Annotated in this window: 16 protein-coding genes and 2 tRNA genes; all 18 read right to left on the bottom strand. The window is 32.9% G+C overall.

All coding sequences use genetic code 11. From position 1 onward, the window contains the following. Positions 1 to 5: 5 nt before the first annotated feature. Positions 6 to 2,075: a glycine--tRNA ligase subunit beta gene (gene glyS / locus HMPREF2801_RS00415; RefSeq protein WP_070609946.1), complete on the bottom strand. Its 2,070-nt coding sequence runs from the start codon at positions 2,073 to 2,075 to the stop codon at positions 6 to 8. Beyond that, positions 2,068 to 2,952, bottom strand: coding sequence for a glycine--tRNA ligase subunit alpha (locus tag HMPREF2801_RS00410; RefSeq protein ID WP_019124705.1), 885 nt, complete (start codon positions 2,950 to 2,952; stop codon positions 2,068 to 2,070). The genes glyS and HMPREF2801_RS00410 overlap by 8 nt, the downstream gene beginning before the upstream one ends. Positions 2,953 to 2,962: 10 nt before the next feature. Continuing rightward, positions 2,963 to 3,676 (bottom strand): DNA repair protein RecO, encoded by a 714-nt coding sequence (gene recO / locus HMPREF2801_RS00405; protein WP_019124706.1) that lies wholly within the window; start codon positions 3,674 to 3,676, stop codon positions 2,963 to 2,965. Next, complete coding sequence (gene era, locus HMPREF2801_RS00400; protein WP_070609943.1) at positions 3,660 to 4,565, bottom strand: GTPase Era; 906 nt, start codon at positions 4,563 to 4,565, stop codon at positions 3,660 to 3,662. The genes recO and era overlap by 17 nt, the downstream gene beginning before the upstream one ends. Beyond that, positions 4,552 to 4,965: a cytidine deaminase gene (gene cdd / locus HMPREF2801_RS00395; protein ID WP_070609941.1), complete on the bottom strand. Its 414-nt coding sequence runs from the start codon at positions 4,963 to 4,965 to the stop codon at positions 4,552 to 4,554. The genes era and cdd overlap by 14 nt, the downstream gene beginning before the upstream one ends. Beyond that, a complete protein-coding gene (locus HMPREF2801_RS00390; protein ID WP_019124709.1) occupies positions 4,966 to 5,673 on the bottom strand; it encodes a diacylglycerol kinase in 708 nt (235 codons plus the stop codon). It lies immediately after the preceding gene. Between the two features lie 4 nt (positions 5,674 to 5,677). Then, positions 5,678 to 6,124: an rRNA maturation RNase YbeY gene (ybeY, locus tag HMPREF2801_RS00385; RefSeq protein WP_070609939.1), complete on the bottom strand. Its 447-nt coding sequence runs from the start codon at positions 6,122 to 6,124 to the stop codon at positions 5,678 to 5,680. After that, positions 6,124 to 7,137, bottom strand: coding sequence for a PhoH family protein (locus HMPREF2801_RS00380; RefSeq protein ID WP_019124711.1), 1,014 nt, complete (start codon positions 7,135 to 7,137; stop codon positions 6,124 to 6,126). The genes ybeY and HMPREF2801_RS00380 overlap by 1 nt, the downstream gene beginning before the upstream one ends. An 81-nt stretch (positions 7,138 to 7,218) precedes the next feature. Then, positions 7,219 to 7,863: a hypothetical protein gene (locus HMPREF2801_RS00375; protein WP_070609937.1), complete on the bottom strand. Its 645-nt coding sequence runs from the start codon at positions 7,861 to 7,863 to the stop codon at positions 7,219 to 7,221. After that, a complete protein-coding gene (gene floA / locus HMPREF2801_RS00370; RefSeq protein WP_019124713.1) occupies positions 7,863 to 8,855 on the bottom strand; it encodes a flotillin-like protein FloA in 993 nt (330 codons plus the stop codon). The genes HMPREF2801_RS00375 and floA overlap by 1 nt, the downstream gene beginning before the upstream one ends. Positions 8,856 to 8,863: 8 nt before the next feature. Further along, positions 8,864 to 9,586, bottom strand: a complete 723-nt coding sequence (locus tag HMPREF2801_RS00365; RefSeq protein ID WP_070609935.1) for an NfeD family protein — start codon at positions 9,584 to 9,586, stop codon at positions 8,864 to 8,866. Positions 9,587 to 9,791: 205 nt separating this feature from the next. Then, positions 9,792 to 9,878 (bottom strand) — tRNA-Leu (locus tag HMPREF2801_RS00360). A 34-nt stretch (positions 9,879 to 9,912) separates the two neighbouring features. Next, positions 9,913 to 9,989 (bottom strand) — tRNA-His (locus HMPREF2801_RS00355). A gap of 52 nt (positions 9,990 to 10,041) precedes the next feature. Next, positions 10,042 to 10,626, bottom strand: a complete 585-nt coding sequence (gene rdgB / locus HMPREF2801_RS00350; RefSeq protein ID WP_070609933.1) for an RdgB/HAM1 family non-canonical purine NTP pyrophosphatase — start codon at positions 10,624 to 10,626, stop codon at positions 10,042 to 10,044. After that, positions 10,623 to 11,339 carry a ribonuclease PH gene (gene rph / locus HMPREF2801_RS00345; protein WP_070610184.1) on the bottom strand — a complete coding sequence of 239 codons (717 nt, stop codon included), beginning with the start codon at positions 11,337 to 11,339 and terminating at the stop codon, positions 10,623 to 10,625. Before rph ends, rdgB begins: the two co-directional genes overlap by 4 nt. Positions 11,340 to 11,350: 11 nt before the next feature. After that, on the bottom strand, positions 11,351 to 12,721 hold the full coding sequence (locus tag HMPREF2801_RS00340; protein ID WP_070609931.1) for an N-acetylmuramoyl-L-alanine amidase: 1,371 nt from the start codon (positions 12,719 to 12,721) through the stop codon (positions 11,351 to 11,353). Positions 12,722 to 12,792: 71 nt separating this feature from the next. After that, a complete protein-coding gene (locus HMPREF2801_RS00335; protein ID WP_246829949.1) occupies positions 12,793 to 13,785 on the bottom strand; it encodes an AIR synthase family protein in 993 nt (330 codons plus the stop codon). A 17-nt stretch (positions 13,786 to 13,802) separates the two neighbouring features. After that, positions 13,803 to 15,086 (bottom strand): hypothetical protein, encoded by a 1,284-nt coding sequence (locus HMPREF2801_RS00330; RefSeq protein WP_070609927.1) that lies wholly within the window; start codon positions 15,084 to 15,086, stop codon positions 13,803 to 13,805.

Here is a 15,086-nt window from a genome sequence, read left to right as displayed (position 1 = left end):
CCGACCTATTCTACAATATTTTCGATTTTTAATATTTTTTGAATATTTTCCTCAATGCTATTTATAAGCGCAAGTCTATTGTGTCTTATGTTTTCATCTTCTGCCATTACCATTACGGAGTCAAAGAAAGCGTCAATTGATGGAACTAAGTCATTTAGTGCATCCATTGCATCCTTGTAATTTTCAGAAGAAAGCCCTTCCTTAAATTTCTTGTCATTTTCTACAAATTTATTGTAAAGATTTTTTTCTGCATCTTCTTTTAGAAGTTCTTCATCTATTTCTGTGAAATTAATGTCTTTTGTCAAGTTGTTAATTCTATTGTAGGCGTCAACAAAGTTTGTCCTATCATCTTTAAACCATCCATTTAATTCCTTAGCTTTTTCAAATATATTGTAAATTTCACTTTCAGGAATTAAAACTGCATCAATAATATCGTATCTAATGCCTTCTTCTTGAAGCATTGTCTTAATTCTTCCAAAGAAAAATTCTCTTATGTTGGCAATAACTTCTTCATGATCAAAAGTTAGACCTAAATCGTTGATGTATTCATATAAACTTGTTTCTATTACTTCATTTAAATTAAATTTCCAGCCAGTTTTTCTTATTATATTAATTATTCCAATTGCAGATCTTCTTAGTGCAAATGGATCTGTAGAACCTGTAGGGATTTCTCCAATGGCAAAAAGTCCAACTATTGTGTCAATTTTATCTGCAAGAGAGAAGATTGAGCCAACACTAGATTTTGGAAGAGCATCGCCTGCAAATTTTGGAAGATATTGTTCCCTAATTGCTGTTGCCACAATTTCCTTTTCTCCAGATTTAAGGGCATAAATTTCTCCCATTACACCTTGAAGTTCAGTAAATTCAATTACCATTTTTGTAGTTAAGTCAGCCTTTGAAAGATGAGCTACTCTATCAAGAGCTTCAATTGCTTCATCGGCAAAGGAAAGTGACTTGGCAATTTTCTTTGCCACAACGCCATCTCTCTTTTCTTTTTCAAGCATAGAGCCTAATTTGTCGTGGAATAAAACTCCCTTTAGATTTTCTACATAGTCTTCAAGAGGCTTTGAGATGTCATCTTCGTAAAAGAATTTGGCATCTTCAAGTCTTGCTCCAAGAACTTTTTCGTTGCCTGCAATTACAATGTCTTCGTAGTCTCTTGTACCATTTCTAACAGTAATAAAATAAGGAAGAAGTTCGCCATCTTGTGAATAAATTGGAGTAAATCTCAAGTGGTCAATCATTGTAGTAGTTACAACTTCCTTTGGAAGAGTTAAGTATTTTTCCTTAATGCTTCCCTTAATAGGAGATGGATATTCAACAATGTAAGTTAATTCTTCAAGCAAATCTTCATTTTCATGAATTTCTCCACCAAGGGCTTTTGCAATTTTTGTTGATTCGTATTTAATAATGTCACGTCTCTTATTTTGGTCTAAAATTACATAATTTTCTTCAAGCAATTTTTCATAATTATTAACTTGGTCAATAATAATTTCTGAAGAACCTAAAAATCTGTGACCCTTAGTTTTATTTCCAACAGGAATACCTTCAAAGTCAAAGTCAACTACTTGGTCATTTAAAAGTGACACTACCCATCTAATTGGTCTGGCAAATCTAATGTTTTTGCCGCCCCAACGCATATTTTTAGGGAAATTAATGTCCTTAATAAGTGAAGGCATAATTTCAGCTAAAATTTCAGATGATTTTCTGCCTATTGAGGAAATATTTGCAAAAACATAATCCGTTCCCTTTAATTCTTTTATTATTAAGTCATTTTCACTGATGTTTTGTGACTTCATAAAACCTAAAAGAGGTTTCGTTGGTTTTTTGTCATCATCGTAAGCAATCTTTAGAGAAGGTCCCTTAACTTCCTTTTGAATGTCCTTTTGTTTTTCGTCAAGACCTTCAACAATAAGGCTAAGTCTTCTTGGTGTTGCATAAACTTTTACATTTTCAAAACCAATTTCGTTTTCAGTTAATAATTTTTTAGATTTTTCATTAAGCTGCTCAATTGCCATGTTGACAAATCTTGAAGGCAACTCTTCCACACCGATTTCAAGTAAATAATTATTCATTTATTTCACCTCTGTTGATAAGGGGATAGTTCATTTCTTCTCTATGTTTTAAATGTGTCTTTGCCACTACTCTCGCAAGATTTCTAACTCTTTGAATATAACTTGTTCTTTCAGAAACAGAAAGAGCTCCTCTTGCATCTAGTAAGTTAAAGGCATGAGAACATTTTAATGTGTAGTCGTAGGCATCAATTACTATGCCATCTTCTATGACTCTATTAGCTTCAGCTTCATACATATCAAATAATTTTCTAAGCATATCTACATCAGCAAGTTCAAAAGCATATTTTGAATGTTCGTATTCATTTTTCTTAAATACTTCGCCATAAGTTATATTTTCGTTGTACTGAATATCGTAAACGGATTCAACATTTTGAAGATACATGGCAATTCTTTCAAGTCCATAAGTAAGCTCTGCACTTTCAAGGTCTAGGTTAACGCCGCCAACTTGTTGGAAGTAAGTAAATTGTGTAACTTCCATCCCATCAAGCCAAACTTCCCAACCAAGTCCCCATGCACCAAGTGTAGGAGATTCCCAGTTGTCTTCTACGAACCTAATGTCGTGTTTCTTTGGGTCAATTCCTATTGCAAAAAGTGAATCAAGGTATAATTGTTGCACATCTTCTGGAGATGGTTTCAAAATAACTTGCAATTGGTGATGTTGGTAAAGTCTGTTTGGATTTTCACCATATCTACCGTCGGCAGGTCTTCTTGAAGGTTCAACATAAACTACCTTCCACTCTTCAGGACCAAGAGATCTCAAGAAAGTGTTGGGATTCATTGTTCCTGCACCCTTTTCAGTGTCGTAAGGTTGCATTATAATTGCTCCCTTTTCCTTCCAATAATTTTCCAATGTCATAATTAAATCTTGGAAATACATTTTTTCCTCCTTAATTAAACAGCTTATCTGACTTAAAACTGCTTATATCTAAATTGTATTTTATATATTTTAAAATAATATTGTGCAAATATTTTTTTCTATTTACATCAAGTTCTTTGATTTCTTCAATATTTTCTAACTCTTCAAGCTTGCCATAGAGAATTTTATTTAAGTAAAGTAAGTCTCTTCTTGATAGAGAAAAGGAATAGGGATCTTGAAAGTCAATTATTCCCTCTCTTATAGAAAAGTAGGCTTTTTCTTTGGCTTCAAGTTTTGGTCTATAACCTATAAAGGAAAGATATTTAAGCTCAAAGGCAAGTGCTAAGGAAATAGGATCCTTGCTTGAGTTGAAAAAGCTCAGAGTCTTTCTCATGAGATCAAAAACTTTTTTATTTGCCTCTCCTCCAAGTGAAGATTTTTCTAAAATCTCAAGAAGGAGTGATGCATAAATTAAATTATCATAACTTTCTCTAATTTTAAAGTTTGATTCTACAATTTTTGCATCGCCAATATAGTAAAAGTTTTGTCCCTTTTTTAAAAGATATTCATTTAAACCAAAAACTTGTGAGACACTTAAATTTTTGGACCTTGGCGTCATGGCTCCCTTTACCATAATGGAAATTTTTCCATAATTTCTAGTAAAAACTCTAATAATTTTTGAGCTTTCGCCAAATTCCATTTCATTTAAGACAATACCCAAAGTGTAATTATTTGTCGTAGCCAAATCTCTTTACCAAATTGTCTCTTTCTCTCCAATTTTTTTCAACTTTAACCCAGATTTGTAAATTTACCTTAGCATCCAAAAGTCTTTCGGCATCTTCTCTAGCCTGAGTGCCAATCCTCTTTAGCATGGAGCCGCCTTTTCCAATTAAAATTCCCTTGTGAGAATCCCTTTCCACATAAATATTTGCCTCTATATCGTAGATGTTTTTGTCTTCTCTCTTTTTGAATTTTTCAATTGATATGGCAAGTCCATGAGGAACTTCTTCGTTTAAATATCTAAGGCCCTTTTCTCTAATAATTTCAGCTACGATAAATCTTTCATTTTTATCTGTAATCATGTCCTCTGGATAGTACATTGGACCAGGCTTTAAGTATTTCTTTAGAGTTTCAATATAAATGTCAACGCCATCATTTTTCATGGCAGAAATTGGAATAATTTCATTAAAAATTCCTTCATCAGCATACATGGAAATTATTTCAAGAAGTTCATCTTTTTTTATAGTGTCAACCTTATTTATAAGTAAAATTATTGGCAATTTGTCTTGGTATTCCTTTAGAATGTCTATTATTGACCTTTCAGCTTTTCCAATTTTCTTTGATGTGTCAACGATGTAAGTTATCACATCAGCTTCATCAATACTTTCCTTTGATTCAGTTAACATAAATTCGCCAAGTTTATTTTTTGGTCTTTGAATGCCTGGCGTGTCTAAAAATATGATTTGTGAATCATCATCAGTGTGAATAAAAGTAATATTTTGTCTTGTTGTCTGTGGTTTTGAAGATATTGCTGAAATTTTTTCACCAATTATTGCATTTAGTAAAGTAGATTTACCAACATTAGGTCTTCCAACTACAGATACATAGCCCGATTTAAAATTATTTTCCGTCATTTTCATCTCCCATTAGGTCCTCTGGACCAAAGGAATGAGGTAAAATTTCCTCCATCCCATAAATTTTATAATCTTCAGTAGAATTTGCAATTATTATTTCAGGATTTTTTGAAAATTCACGAATAACTTGTCTGCAGACTCCACAAGGAAAAGTGAAATCACTGTCCCCAACTATGGCAATTTTTTTAATTTCTCTCTTGCCTTCAGATACTGCCTTAAAAATGGCTGTCCTCTCTGCACAGTTCGTTGGAGAATAAGATGCTATTTCTATATTGCCACCAGTATAAACTGATCCATCTTCCATCTCCACTGCACAACCCACATTAAAGTGTGAGTAAGGCGTATATGTCATATTGTCTCTTGCCTTTATTGCAAGTTCAATTAATTTATTATATTCCATTTAACCAACTACCTTAAATACAAATATTGCAACACATACTCCAAGTATTGCACCAACAACAACTTCAGAAACCTTGTGGATTTTTCCTTCCACGCGACTTTCTGCAACTAAAAAGGCAAGTCCAAAGGAGCAAAGTGTCACAAGGGAATTTTCTGCTATCATCGTTATAATTGTTGCTGCACAAAAGGATATTGCAGAGTGACCGCTAAGCCCTCCACCTTGAAAATATGTACCTCCACTTTTTTTTGCCATTAAAAGTTTCGCCCCAACTGTGGCAATAATTATTATTAGTAAGGACACAAATGCTAAATGATTTGGCATATTTTTTATCTTAAATAAGAGTAAATCTCCAAAGGATGCAAATTTGTCATAAAATACTAAATAGGCAACTACAATTGCATTTATTGCAGTGATTAAAACTGCTCCAGCCGATACATCCTTTACATATTTTGCAATTGGATTGTACTCTTGAACAACTAAGTCAATTGTCCTTTCTATTGCCGTATTAATCATCTCTGCAAAAACTACAAGAGTTATGGCAAAGAGCATCAACAAAAATTCTGTAGATGAAATGTCAAAAAAAAGAGATAAAATAATTATTCCAAGAGCAGCAAGGTAGTGAAACTTCATGTTTCTCTCTGTCTTTAAGACAGAAATTATCCCCTGGACTGCATAATTAAATGAAGATATAAATCGTCCTTTTTTCATAAAATCACCTGTATATAGAAAGCTCCTTCATTGCAAGCTTTTCTCTCTCTCTCATTTCTTTTTTGTCCTCATCTTCCATGTGGTCGTAACCTAAAAGATGAAGGATGCTGTGAACTGTCAAATAAGATAGTTCTCTCTCCTCAGAGTGGCCAAGTTCTTCTGCTTGCTCCATGACTCTTCTTGTATTTATTATAACATCTCCGAGAATTCTGTTGTCTATAATAAATTCATCATCCATGGGAAAAGATAGGACATCAGTGCTTTTATCCACTCCCCTGTAGTCTCTATTTAAGTCCCTAATCTCTTCATCGCCAACAAAGGACACTGAAACTTCAACATTTTCATGGAGATTTTCAACCTTTAAAACTGCAGCAATGGATTTTTCAATTAAATTTTTTATTTCATCAGTAATTTTTATATCATCTTGTCTGTCATCGTAATAAATTTCCATTATTTTTCCCAACTTTTTGACTTTTTAGCCTTTATTACTTCTGCTGCCTTTTCATTAGTCTTTTCGTATTTTTCATAGGCATCAATAATTCTTTGAACTAGAGGATGTCTTACAATGTCATTTTTATTTAAATAAGTTATGCCAATTCCCTTAACTCCAGCAAGGATTCTAAGAACAGTTTTAAGTCCTGATTGTTTGCCACGAGGAAGGTCTATTTGAGTGACATCACCTGTTATTATTGCCTTAGATCCGTAACCAAGACGAGTCAAGAACATCTTCATCTGCTCGTTAGTTGTATTTTGTGCTTCGTCGAGAATTACAAAGGCAGAGTCAAGGGTCCTACCTCTCATATAGGCAAGAGGAGCAACTTCAATTAGTCCCTTTTCAAATAAATTGTTGTAGGTATCGTGTCCAAGTATTTCAAAGAGAGCATCATAAAGTGGTCTCAAATATGGATCAACTTTATTTTGCAAATCTCCTGGCAAAAATCCTAAATTTTCTCCAGCTTCAACAGCAGGCCTTGTTAAGATAATTCTATTAACTTCCTTTGACTTAAAGGCGCGAACTGCTGCCGCCATGGCAAGATATGTTTTACCAGTACCTGCAGGTCCAATTCCAAATACAATGTCGTTGTTGTTTATAGCGTCAATATATCTCTTTTGACCAAGTGTCTTCGCCCTTATGGGCTTACCCATAGAAGTGTAAACTACAGTGTCCTTTAAAAGTTCAGAAACTGGTCTCTTCTCATTGTTTTTAATTAGAGAAATAGAATATCTAACATCAGAAAGACTTAAGCTATCTTGTTTTCTTGCAGTTTCAATTAAATTTTTTAATAAAAGTGTGGCATCCTCAACTTTTTCTTCATCGCCACAAATTAAAACCTTGTCATTTTTTGACTTAATAGATACATCTAATTCCTTCTCAATGAGGCCAATGTTTTCGTCTAATTTGCCAAAGACAATTGACAATAAATTTATATCATTAATATCAATGGAACTTTCCACTTTTGCCAAATATATACCCCCTTAAACTAGACTATTATAATACCACAAAAAGGCTTACTTTTCCATAGATTATGAAAAGCAAGCCACTATTTATCTAAGACTTAAAGGTTCACCAAAAATTTCTTTGTAGACAATAATTTTCGGCAAATCTTCTTCAGCAAAATCTAAGAAATCAAGGCTCAAACTTTCGCCATTTTCATCTTCATAAAAAACTTGATCTGACTCACATTCCCTTATAAATTCACTGTCAACTATCTTTCCATCATTTTCTAGATTATAAGTTTTTGAAAGATTGTAGCTTTCTGATAAGTTGTAGGTGTTTTCAAGATTGTAAGTATTTGACAAATTCTCTTGAGGAATTTCTTCTTTCTCTTCTTCTTTCTTTTCTAAAAGTTTTTCCTTTAGCTTTCTTTGACCAAGTCTCGGGTCCTTGTCAATTAAGATATTTTTCTTATTTTTCTTAGATTCTTCTTTAGAAATCTTTTTATTCTTTTCTTTTTCTTTCTCTTCTTTGATTATCCTTTTTATTTCATTTGCCAAGCTATCTGCATCTGATCTTCTATCCTCGTGAAAATTTTTTGATTTGTTTAAATTTCTTTCTTCCTCATGAAAATCTTCATTAAATTTCCTTTTGCCCCTATTTAAAATCGTAAGCAAGATCTTAAAAAATACTACGAAAATAATTGCAGGCATAAGAGAAATTATTGCGATAAAAAAACTAAGCATTGGATTCATTATTTATTGTCCTTTTTGTGATTTTTATCAGAAATTTTTGAGATAGAATTTCTCATATCAGTATCAGAATTAATATTTTTCATTTTGTAATAATCAAAGACACCTAAATTGCCGCTCTTTAAAGCTTCAGCCATGGCAATAGGAACTTGTGATTCAGCTTCAACAACTTTTGCCCTCATGGCTTCAACTTCAGCCTTCATTTCTTGTTCACGAGCAAGAGCCATAGCTCGCCTTTCACTTGCCTTAGCCTCAGAAATTCTCTTGTCAGCTTCAGCTTGATCAGTTTGAAGTCTTGCACCGATATTTCTTGCAACGTCGACATCGGCAATGTCAATTGATAAAATTTCATAGGCAGTACCAGAGTCAAGACCCTTGTCGAGAACAACTCTTGAAATTGAATCTGGGTTTTCCAAGACAGCCTTATAGCTTTGAGATGAGCCAACAGTTGTTACAATACCTTCTCCAACTCTAGCTATAATAGTTTGTTCACCTGCACCACCGACAAGTCTTTCAATATTTGCTCTAACAGTTACCTTTGCTTTTACAATGACTTCAATACCATCTTGGGCAACTGCAGAAATATTTGGAGTTTCAATAACTTTTGGATTAACTGAAACTTGAACAGCTTCAAGTACATCTCTACCAGCAAGATCAATGGCAGCTGCTCTTTCAAATTGTAGAGGAATATTTGCTCTTTGAGCTGCAATAAGTGCATCTACAAGAGTATTTACATTACCACCTGCAAGATAATGGGCTTCAAGACTTGCAATTTCAAGATTTAAACCAGCCTTAGTTGCCTTAATAGCAGGTCTAACTATTCTTGAAGGTTTAACTCTTCTAAGTTTCATACCAATAAGTTCTGAAATTTTTATTCTTACACCAGAGAAAAATGCTGTCACCCATAGTCCAATAGGAACAAAGGACAAAAATATGGATATAAATATTAAAATTAAGACAATAACTATAATGCTTCCAAAGGGATAAAAATTCATAAATCCTCCTAAATATTTTTTTCGACGAAAACTCTTGCGCCGGAAATTCTAACTACTCTAACTTCTTCATCTTTTCCTATGAAACCAACATCTGAAATAACTTCAATTTTTTCCTCATGAAAAATTGCATAGCCAGTTGGTCTTAAAGCTGTCTTTGTTATAAGTACATCGCCAAGCTTTACTTCTTCACTTTTCACTCCCACATAGCCCTTTTCACTTGAGCTTTCAGTGAAAAGTCTAAGCCTATTTATAAGCTCTGAGTTAATTCCCCTCTTAACAAGGGCAATACCCAAAACTATAGCAATTACCAGGGCAATTGCCAAAGAGAAAATAGCAAAGTAAATATCCTCCATTGACAAAACTATGGCAACTGATATTGCAAGTATTCCACTAATGCCTGCCACTCCAAAACCTGGTATCAATATTTCAAAACCTAGTAATAAGAGTCCCAAGACAAACAGCAAAATTTCAAACCAGTTAGTGTTTCCCCTTGCAATATTTCCCCAAAAGAATAGTACAAAGGCTCCTATTGAAATAATTCCGCCAAGTCCAAAGCCTGGAGTTAAAATCTCAAACACAGCACCAACTATTGCTACAATAAGTAAAATTGTGAAAATATAATCATTGGAAAAAAATTTTTCTATAAAATCACTTCCACTTGCTGCATAGACAGAATTTGTCATAAGCATAAAAAATGGAAGCATGTAAAAACATTTTTTAAGATTTTTCACTTTGACCTCCTTTGCTACAAGTTTTGTACCCATAATTTTTTATCAATAATCGAAAAAAACTTTAAGATATTGTAAAGTTTTAAAATATTTGACAAAAATAGATTAATGTAAAATGAAAATATAAGGATTTTTCTATAATAGTTTTAAAATAAAAAAAGTGTATCACTTAATCGCAAATAGAATTGATTAAAAGTGATACACATTTTGGTGCTAAAGGTGGGACTTGAACCCACACGATCTTGCGACCGCCAGATTTTGAGTCTGGTGCGTCTGCCAATTCCGCCACTCTAGCAAAAAAAGAAGTGTCTAGGACACTTCTAATATTGTGGGGTGGATAGTGGGAATCGAACCCACGATCTTCAGGACCACAATCTGACGCCTTAACCAGCTAGGCCATACCCACCACATACAATAAATATATATTAACAAATTATATATTTATTGTCAATAATTTTTTACAAATTAGAAAGTTTATCTCTAAGATTTTTTAAAGCCCTTGCCCTGTGGCTAATTTGGTTTTTTTCTTCGTGGCTCATTTCAGCAAAAGTTTTGTCAAAGCCATCAGGAATAAAAATGCTGTCATAGCCAAATCCATTGTCGCCACTTTCTTCAAGAGAAATTTTTCCAGGGCAAACTCCTTCAATGGGAATAATATTTTTGTCTTCGTCGATTAAAATTATCTCTGTCTTAAAGTAGGCGCTTCTGTCCTCTTTGTCTTTGAGATTATTTAATAATTTTTCTCTATTTTTTTTGTCGTCATGCTCTGAGGCATATCTTGCAGAGTGAACTCCTGGCTCTCCATTTAAAGCCGTTACAAATAGACCTGTGTCATCTGCTAGGACTGCATAGTCTACTCTTTCTGCCATGGCAGAGGCTTTTTTTAGGGCATTATCATATAATGTGTCGCCATCTTCAATTACTTCAAAATCCAAACCTTCTATGTCAGACTTTCCATAAATTTTTATGTCAAGATCATCTAAGATTTCTCTTATTTCTCTCAATTTATTAATATTATCAGTGGATAAAACTATCTCTCTCATATATACTGCTCCACAATTTCAAAATATTTAAAAATATCTTCTATTCCTCTTTTTGCGCCCCTTAAAAATTCATTTAACTCATCAATGGAAAAGGAATCACCCTCTCCTGTGCCTTGAATTTCTATTAGGTCAAATTTGTCATTCATAACAACATTTAAGTCTACATCGGCATTGGAATCTTCTTTAAAATCTAAATCTACTAAATTTACGCCGTCGACTTTTCCAACACTAACTGCTGCTACCTTAGCTTTCATTGGGTCTTCTTCAAATTTTCCACTTTCTAAGGCTTTTTTTACGGCAATTTTTAAGGCAATATAAGAACCAGTAATGGAAGCTGTTCTTGTTCCACCATCGGCAGATATTACATCGCAGTCAATCCAAATTGTTCTCTCGCCAATTTTATCTAAATCTATACAAGACCTGAGAGACCTGCCTATTAATCTTGAAATCTCGCTGCTTCTTCCGTCAAGTTTTCCCTTGGAGATGTCCCTTACCTTTCTCGTTGGAGTGGAACCAGGTAGCATTGAGTATTCACTGGAAAGCCAGCCCTTGTTCTTTCCCCTCAAAAATGTTGGGACCTTATTTTCAATCATTGCTGTGCAAATAACTTTTGTCTCTCCACATTCTATTAAGACCGAACCATCTGGATGTTCCAAATAATTTGGTTTTATTATAATTGGTCTTATTTCATCGTTTTGTCTATCTTCTCTCATAATTCCCTTTCTCATTTAATAACATAGCTATTCATATAGTCTTCTATACCATTATAGATGCCCCTAGCTAATTTATCAATGTAATCAGGGTCCTTTATAGTTTCCAAATCACTTTCATTGGACACAAATCCAAGTTCAACAAGGGCGGAAACATTTTTAGTTTTATTTAAAACAATTATAGCTGGTGTGTTTTTAATTCCACGGTCCACTGCTCCAGTTTCTCTTATTAATGCCTTTTGTAGGCAAGAGGCGAAGTGCTTTTGAACTGTGTCTTTGATTTTAACATTCTTTTCAGATGCATAGAGGACTTCTATTCCCTGTGCGCTAGAATTGTCAGAGCTGTTAAAGTGAATTGATAGGAACAAATCTGCATTGCTGTCATTTGACACAGAGGCTCTATCTAATAATTTGATGTATTCGTCTCTATCTCTTGTGATTATTGCATTGATTTCAGAGTTTTCACTTAACTTTTCCATTAAACTTTCAGCAACTAATAAATTTAAATCTTTTTCATAAGTGTAACCATCTATGCCAATTGCGCCAGAATCCTTGCCACCGTGGCCTGGATCTATAACTATATTTAATTTGTCATTAATTTCGATTTTATCTTTTATGACTCTATTTTCCTTTTCTTTGATGTCTAAATCTGCTTCTTCAAAAATTTTGTCTTCGTTTCCTCTATTGATTTGGTTCTTTATATTTTTTGTTTCTTTTCTTTCAGTATTTGATTGGAAAAAGCTGTCATCAAAAATTGATTTTGAATCAACCTTAGATTTTTTTACGCTATTAGACTTTTTCTTTTTAGTATTTTTCTTAGTGTTTGAGTTTTTCTTAGAATTTTTATTTTCGCTTGTCTTTTTATTATTGTCCTTGTCATCTTCCATGATTGATTTTGCACCAGTTGTGCTAATTTCTGCTCTAACCTTGTCATTGTTCCAATCCACATTGTAACCAAAAGTTTCAGAGATAAATCTTAGTGGCACCATAGTCTTTGTCTCTTTTCTTGGACTACTATATAGGGCAAGTTGTGGTGCTTGAGCATTGTCTAATTCAATTTCCTTGTCGTTCACAGTGACTGTGGGACTATTTATTTGCATATTAATTACATCGCCATTTAAGGTGATTTTTATGCTTTTATCTTTTCCATTCCACTTAACATCGGCACCTAGTTTTTCTGTAATTTCGCGAATTGGCACAAAAGTCCTTCCTTCTTTTATGTAAGGAGAAAATTCAGTCTTAAGTGATTCATTATTTACTAGAACTCCTGCTTCCTTAACTTTATAAGGCTTGTTGGATATACTTACATTAAAAATATTTGCAGCAAAAACAGGACTGATTAGCATTGCTACAAATAAAATTGATAATTTAATAATTCTTTTCATTTAATTCACCTAATTAAAGTTTATATAGGATTAATTAATTTGTCAATATTGTAATCGAATTGTAATATTTGCTAAACTACCTTGTAAAGCTCATCAGAACCTGGTTCAGATAGACTTATTACTTCATCCCCTACTATTACTTCTGTAATCTCATCATCAATTACTTCTCCAATTTTTGTGATTTTTATTCCCCTTTTATCTGCCTCATCTTTAAAATCAATAAATTTATCCTTATCAAAAATCATAAGCATACTTCCACTTGAGATGAGTCTCATGGGATCAAGACCATAAAATTCTGCAATTTTTTTTGTTTCATCAAGTAGAGGTATCTCGTCATAATAGGCTCTCAAACCATGACCAAGAGCAACTCCAGTTTCCCAAAGAGCTCCGTAAAGTCCACCTTCAGTTATGTCGTGCATATGCTTTACGCCGTATTTTGTCGCCAGCCTAGCTTCTCTTAAAACTGAAATATCATCTGCTAGGGATTTGACAAATTTTAATTCTTCTTCCCTTAAAATTTCACTGACTTCATCTTTATCGTGAGCAATAATGCTTGTGCCTTCAATGCCAAGATATTTTGAAACAGCGACTACATCTCCTGTCTTAATACTCTTAGGGTCTGGCATAACTTTTCTAGTAACTCTTCCTAATACCGTCGTTGAAATTAAAATTTTATTTACAGCATCAGTTATCTCTGTGTGACCGCCTATTATGTCCACATTTAATTTTTTTGCAGTTTTATTTGCATCTTCCACAATTTCCTTTAAGTCCTCAAGAGTAGCACTTGGTGGAATTAGAACTGTCATTAAAACTCCAACGGGATCCGCCCCTTGGCAGCTAACATCATTTACTGAAACATTTATGGCAAGAGATCCAATATTTTTTGAGGCACCAGTTATGGGGTCTGTTGAAGCTACAATTAAGTCGCCTCCAAAGTCCATTACTGCGTTGTCAAGTCCTGTTCCACTTTTTATTATTACTTCTTTTCTATTTGAACTTAAATTGTTGAAAATATATTTTTCCAATAATTCAGTTTTTAATTTTCCAATTTCCAAAATTAACACCCCATAAAATTTTACAATTATTTTATCTGCATTTCAAATTTATAAAATCCATTTTCCATATAAAAATTTTTGCTCAAAATATTTATTTCCTTAAAGACTCTATTAAAATGGTCTTCGTCCTTGACAAGACCTCTAACTGTCATCTTTCCATTGTCGAAATAATAGTCTGTTATAATTAAATTTTCATCTTCAAGCTTTTGAATTTCAGAAATTTTATCTATAAAAATTTTATTTCTCTCTTGAAATTTGTCGCTGGATACATCAATATCTTCCACTTCTTCAGTTTTTACTTCTTTGACATCAGCTAAAGCCCTTTCATTTTCTTTTTTGAGGTTAAAATAATAAAGGACATTAAAAATTATTACAATAGCCATGGCAAGGGGAAGAATAAAATTAATAGGGCTTTTCTTTTTTCTAGTCTTCTTTTCTTTTTTCTCCTTCTTTATTGGCAGCTTGTTGTGAAGGTCTTCTTCAAGTATTTTATATTTCAAATTGCTATAAGATGATAGGGCATCCTTAATTTCCTTGGAGTCGCAAATATTTCCAAATAAATAGACTTCTTCGCCCTTAGAAAAATTTTCCATTTCCCTTATGTGACTTATAAAATAATTTTTAAATCTAAATAAAAAGTCTTCATCGATTTTATCTTCCTCTGGGTCGTAGCGAAGATTTATTATATTACTTGCATTTTCTTCTTCCAATTTGTTGTCCAAAATTAATTTTTCAATATTGTCATCGTAAATTTTTTCGTAAGTATTTACTAAATTATTTTTTACAACAATAAATTTTAAATAAGTTGGTGCGATTTCAATAAATTTCCCCTTCTTATTTATGGATTTTGGCTCTGGAATTATCTCAAGATTTTCAACTTCTAATTTTTCGAAAACTTCCCTTAATTTTGAAATTAATTTTCTAGGAACTAGGTCAATTGATAGATTTAAAATTTTATCTTCTTTCAGGAAGTCGTAAAAAATTTCATAGCCTGATAAATTAAAATCTCCATAGTCTTCAAGCTCTAAGGCAAGAAAATCTCTTATCTCGCTTTCATCTATTTCAGGAATTTTATAATTTATGTGAATAAAAGAAGAAGAGTCAAATATTAAAATTATCTTATCACTCTTTTGGAAATCAATTTTTTCCAAGATTTTACTGCACTTGTAGTAAAAATGATGATAATCTAAAATCTCCCCGTCCCTAAAAATTCTATAGGGCAAGGAAATATTTAACTCTTCTTTGTCATTTTTATTAATTTTTATAAAACCGTCAGAAATTATAAATTTTGTAATATTTTTTTGAAACAT

It is taken from the genome of Peptoniphilus sp. HMSC062D09 (genome assembly GCF_001811425.1).
Lineage (GTDB): Bacteria > Bacillota > Clostridia > Tissierellales > Peptoniphilaceae > Peptoniphilus_A.
This window is presented reverse-complemented; position numbering and strand designations above follow the sequence as displayed.

What these genes read in the sequence shown, in the direction of transcription:
- glyS (WP_070609946.1), bottom strand. Translation starts at nt 2,075, where the DNA reads ATGAATAATTATTTACTTGAAATCGGTGTGGAAGAGTTGCCTTCAAGA.
- HMPREF2801_RS00410 (WP_019124705.1), bottom strand. Translation starts at nt 2,952, where the DNA reads ATGTATTTCCAAGATTTAATTATGACATTGGAAAATTATTGGAAGGAA.
- era (WP_070609943.1), bottom strand. Translation starts at nt 4,565, where the DNA reads ATGACGGAAAATAATTTTAAATCGGGCTATGTATCTGTAGTTGGAAGA.
- cdd (WP_070609941.1), bottom strand. Translation starts at nt 4,965, where the DNA reads ATGGAATATAATAAATTAATTGAACTTGCAATAAAGGCAAGAGACAAT.
- HMPREF2801_RS00390 (WP_019124709.1), bottom strand. Translation starts at nt 5,673, where the DNA reads ATGAAAAAAGGACGATTTATATCTTCATTTAATTATGCAGTCCAGGGG.
- ybeY (WP_070609939.1), bottom strand. Translation starts at nt 6,124, where the DNA reads ATGGAAATTTATTACGATGACAGACAAGATGATATAAAAATTACTGAT.
- HMPREF2801_RS00375 (WP_070609937.1), bottom strand. Translation starts at nt 7,863, where the DNA reads ATGAATCCAATGCTTAGTTTTTTTATCGCAATAATTTCTCTTATGCCT.
- floA (WP_019124713.1), bottom strand. Translation starts at nt 8,855, where the DNA reads ATGAATTTTTATCCCTTTGGAAGCATTATAGTTATTGTCTTAATTTTA.
- rdgB (WP_070609933.1), bottom strand. Translation starts at nt 10,626, where the DNA reads ATGAGAGAGATAGTTTTATCCACTGATAATATTAATAAATTGAGAGAA.
- rph (WP_070610184.1), bottom strand. Translation starts at nt 11,339, where the DNA reads ATGAGAGAAGATAGACAAAACGATGAAATAAGACCAATTATAATAAAA.
- HMPREF2801_RS00340 (WP_070609931.1), bottom strand. Translation starts at nt 12,721, where the DNA reads ATGAAAAGAATTATTAAATTATCAATTTTATTTGTAGCAATGCTAATC.
- HMPREF2801_RS00330 (WP_070609927.1), bottom strand. Translation starts at nt 15,086, where the DNA reads ATGTTTCAAAAAAATATTACAAAATTTATAATTTCTGACGGTTTTATA.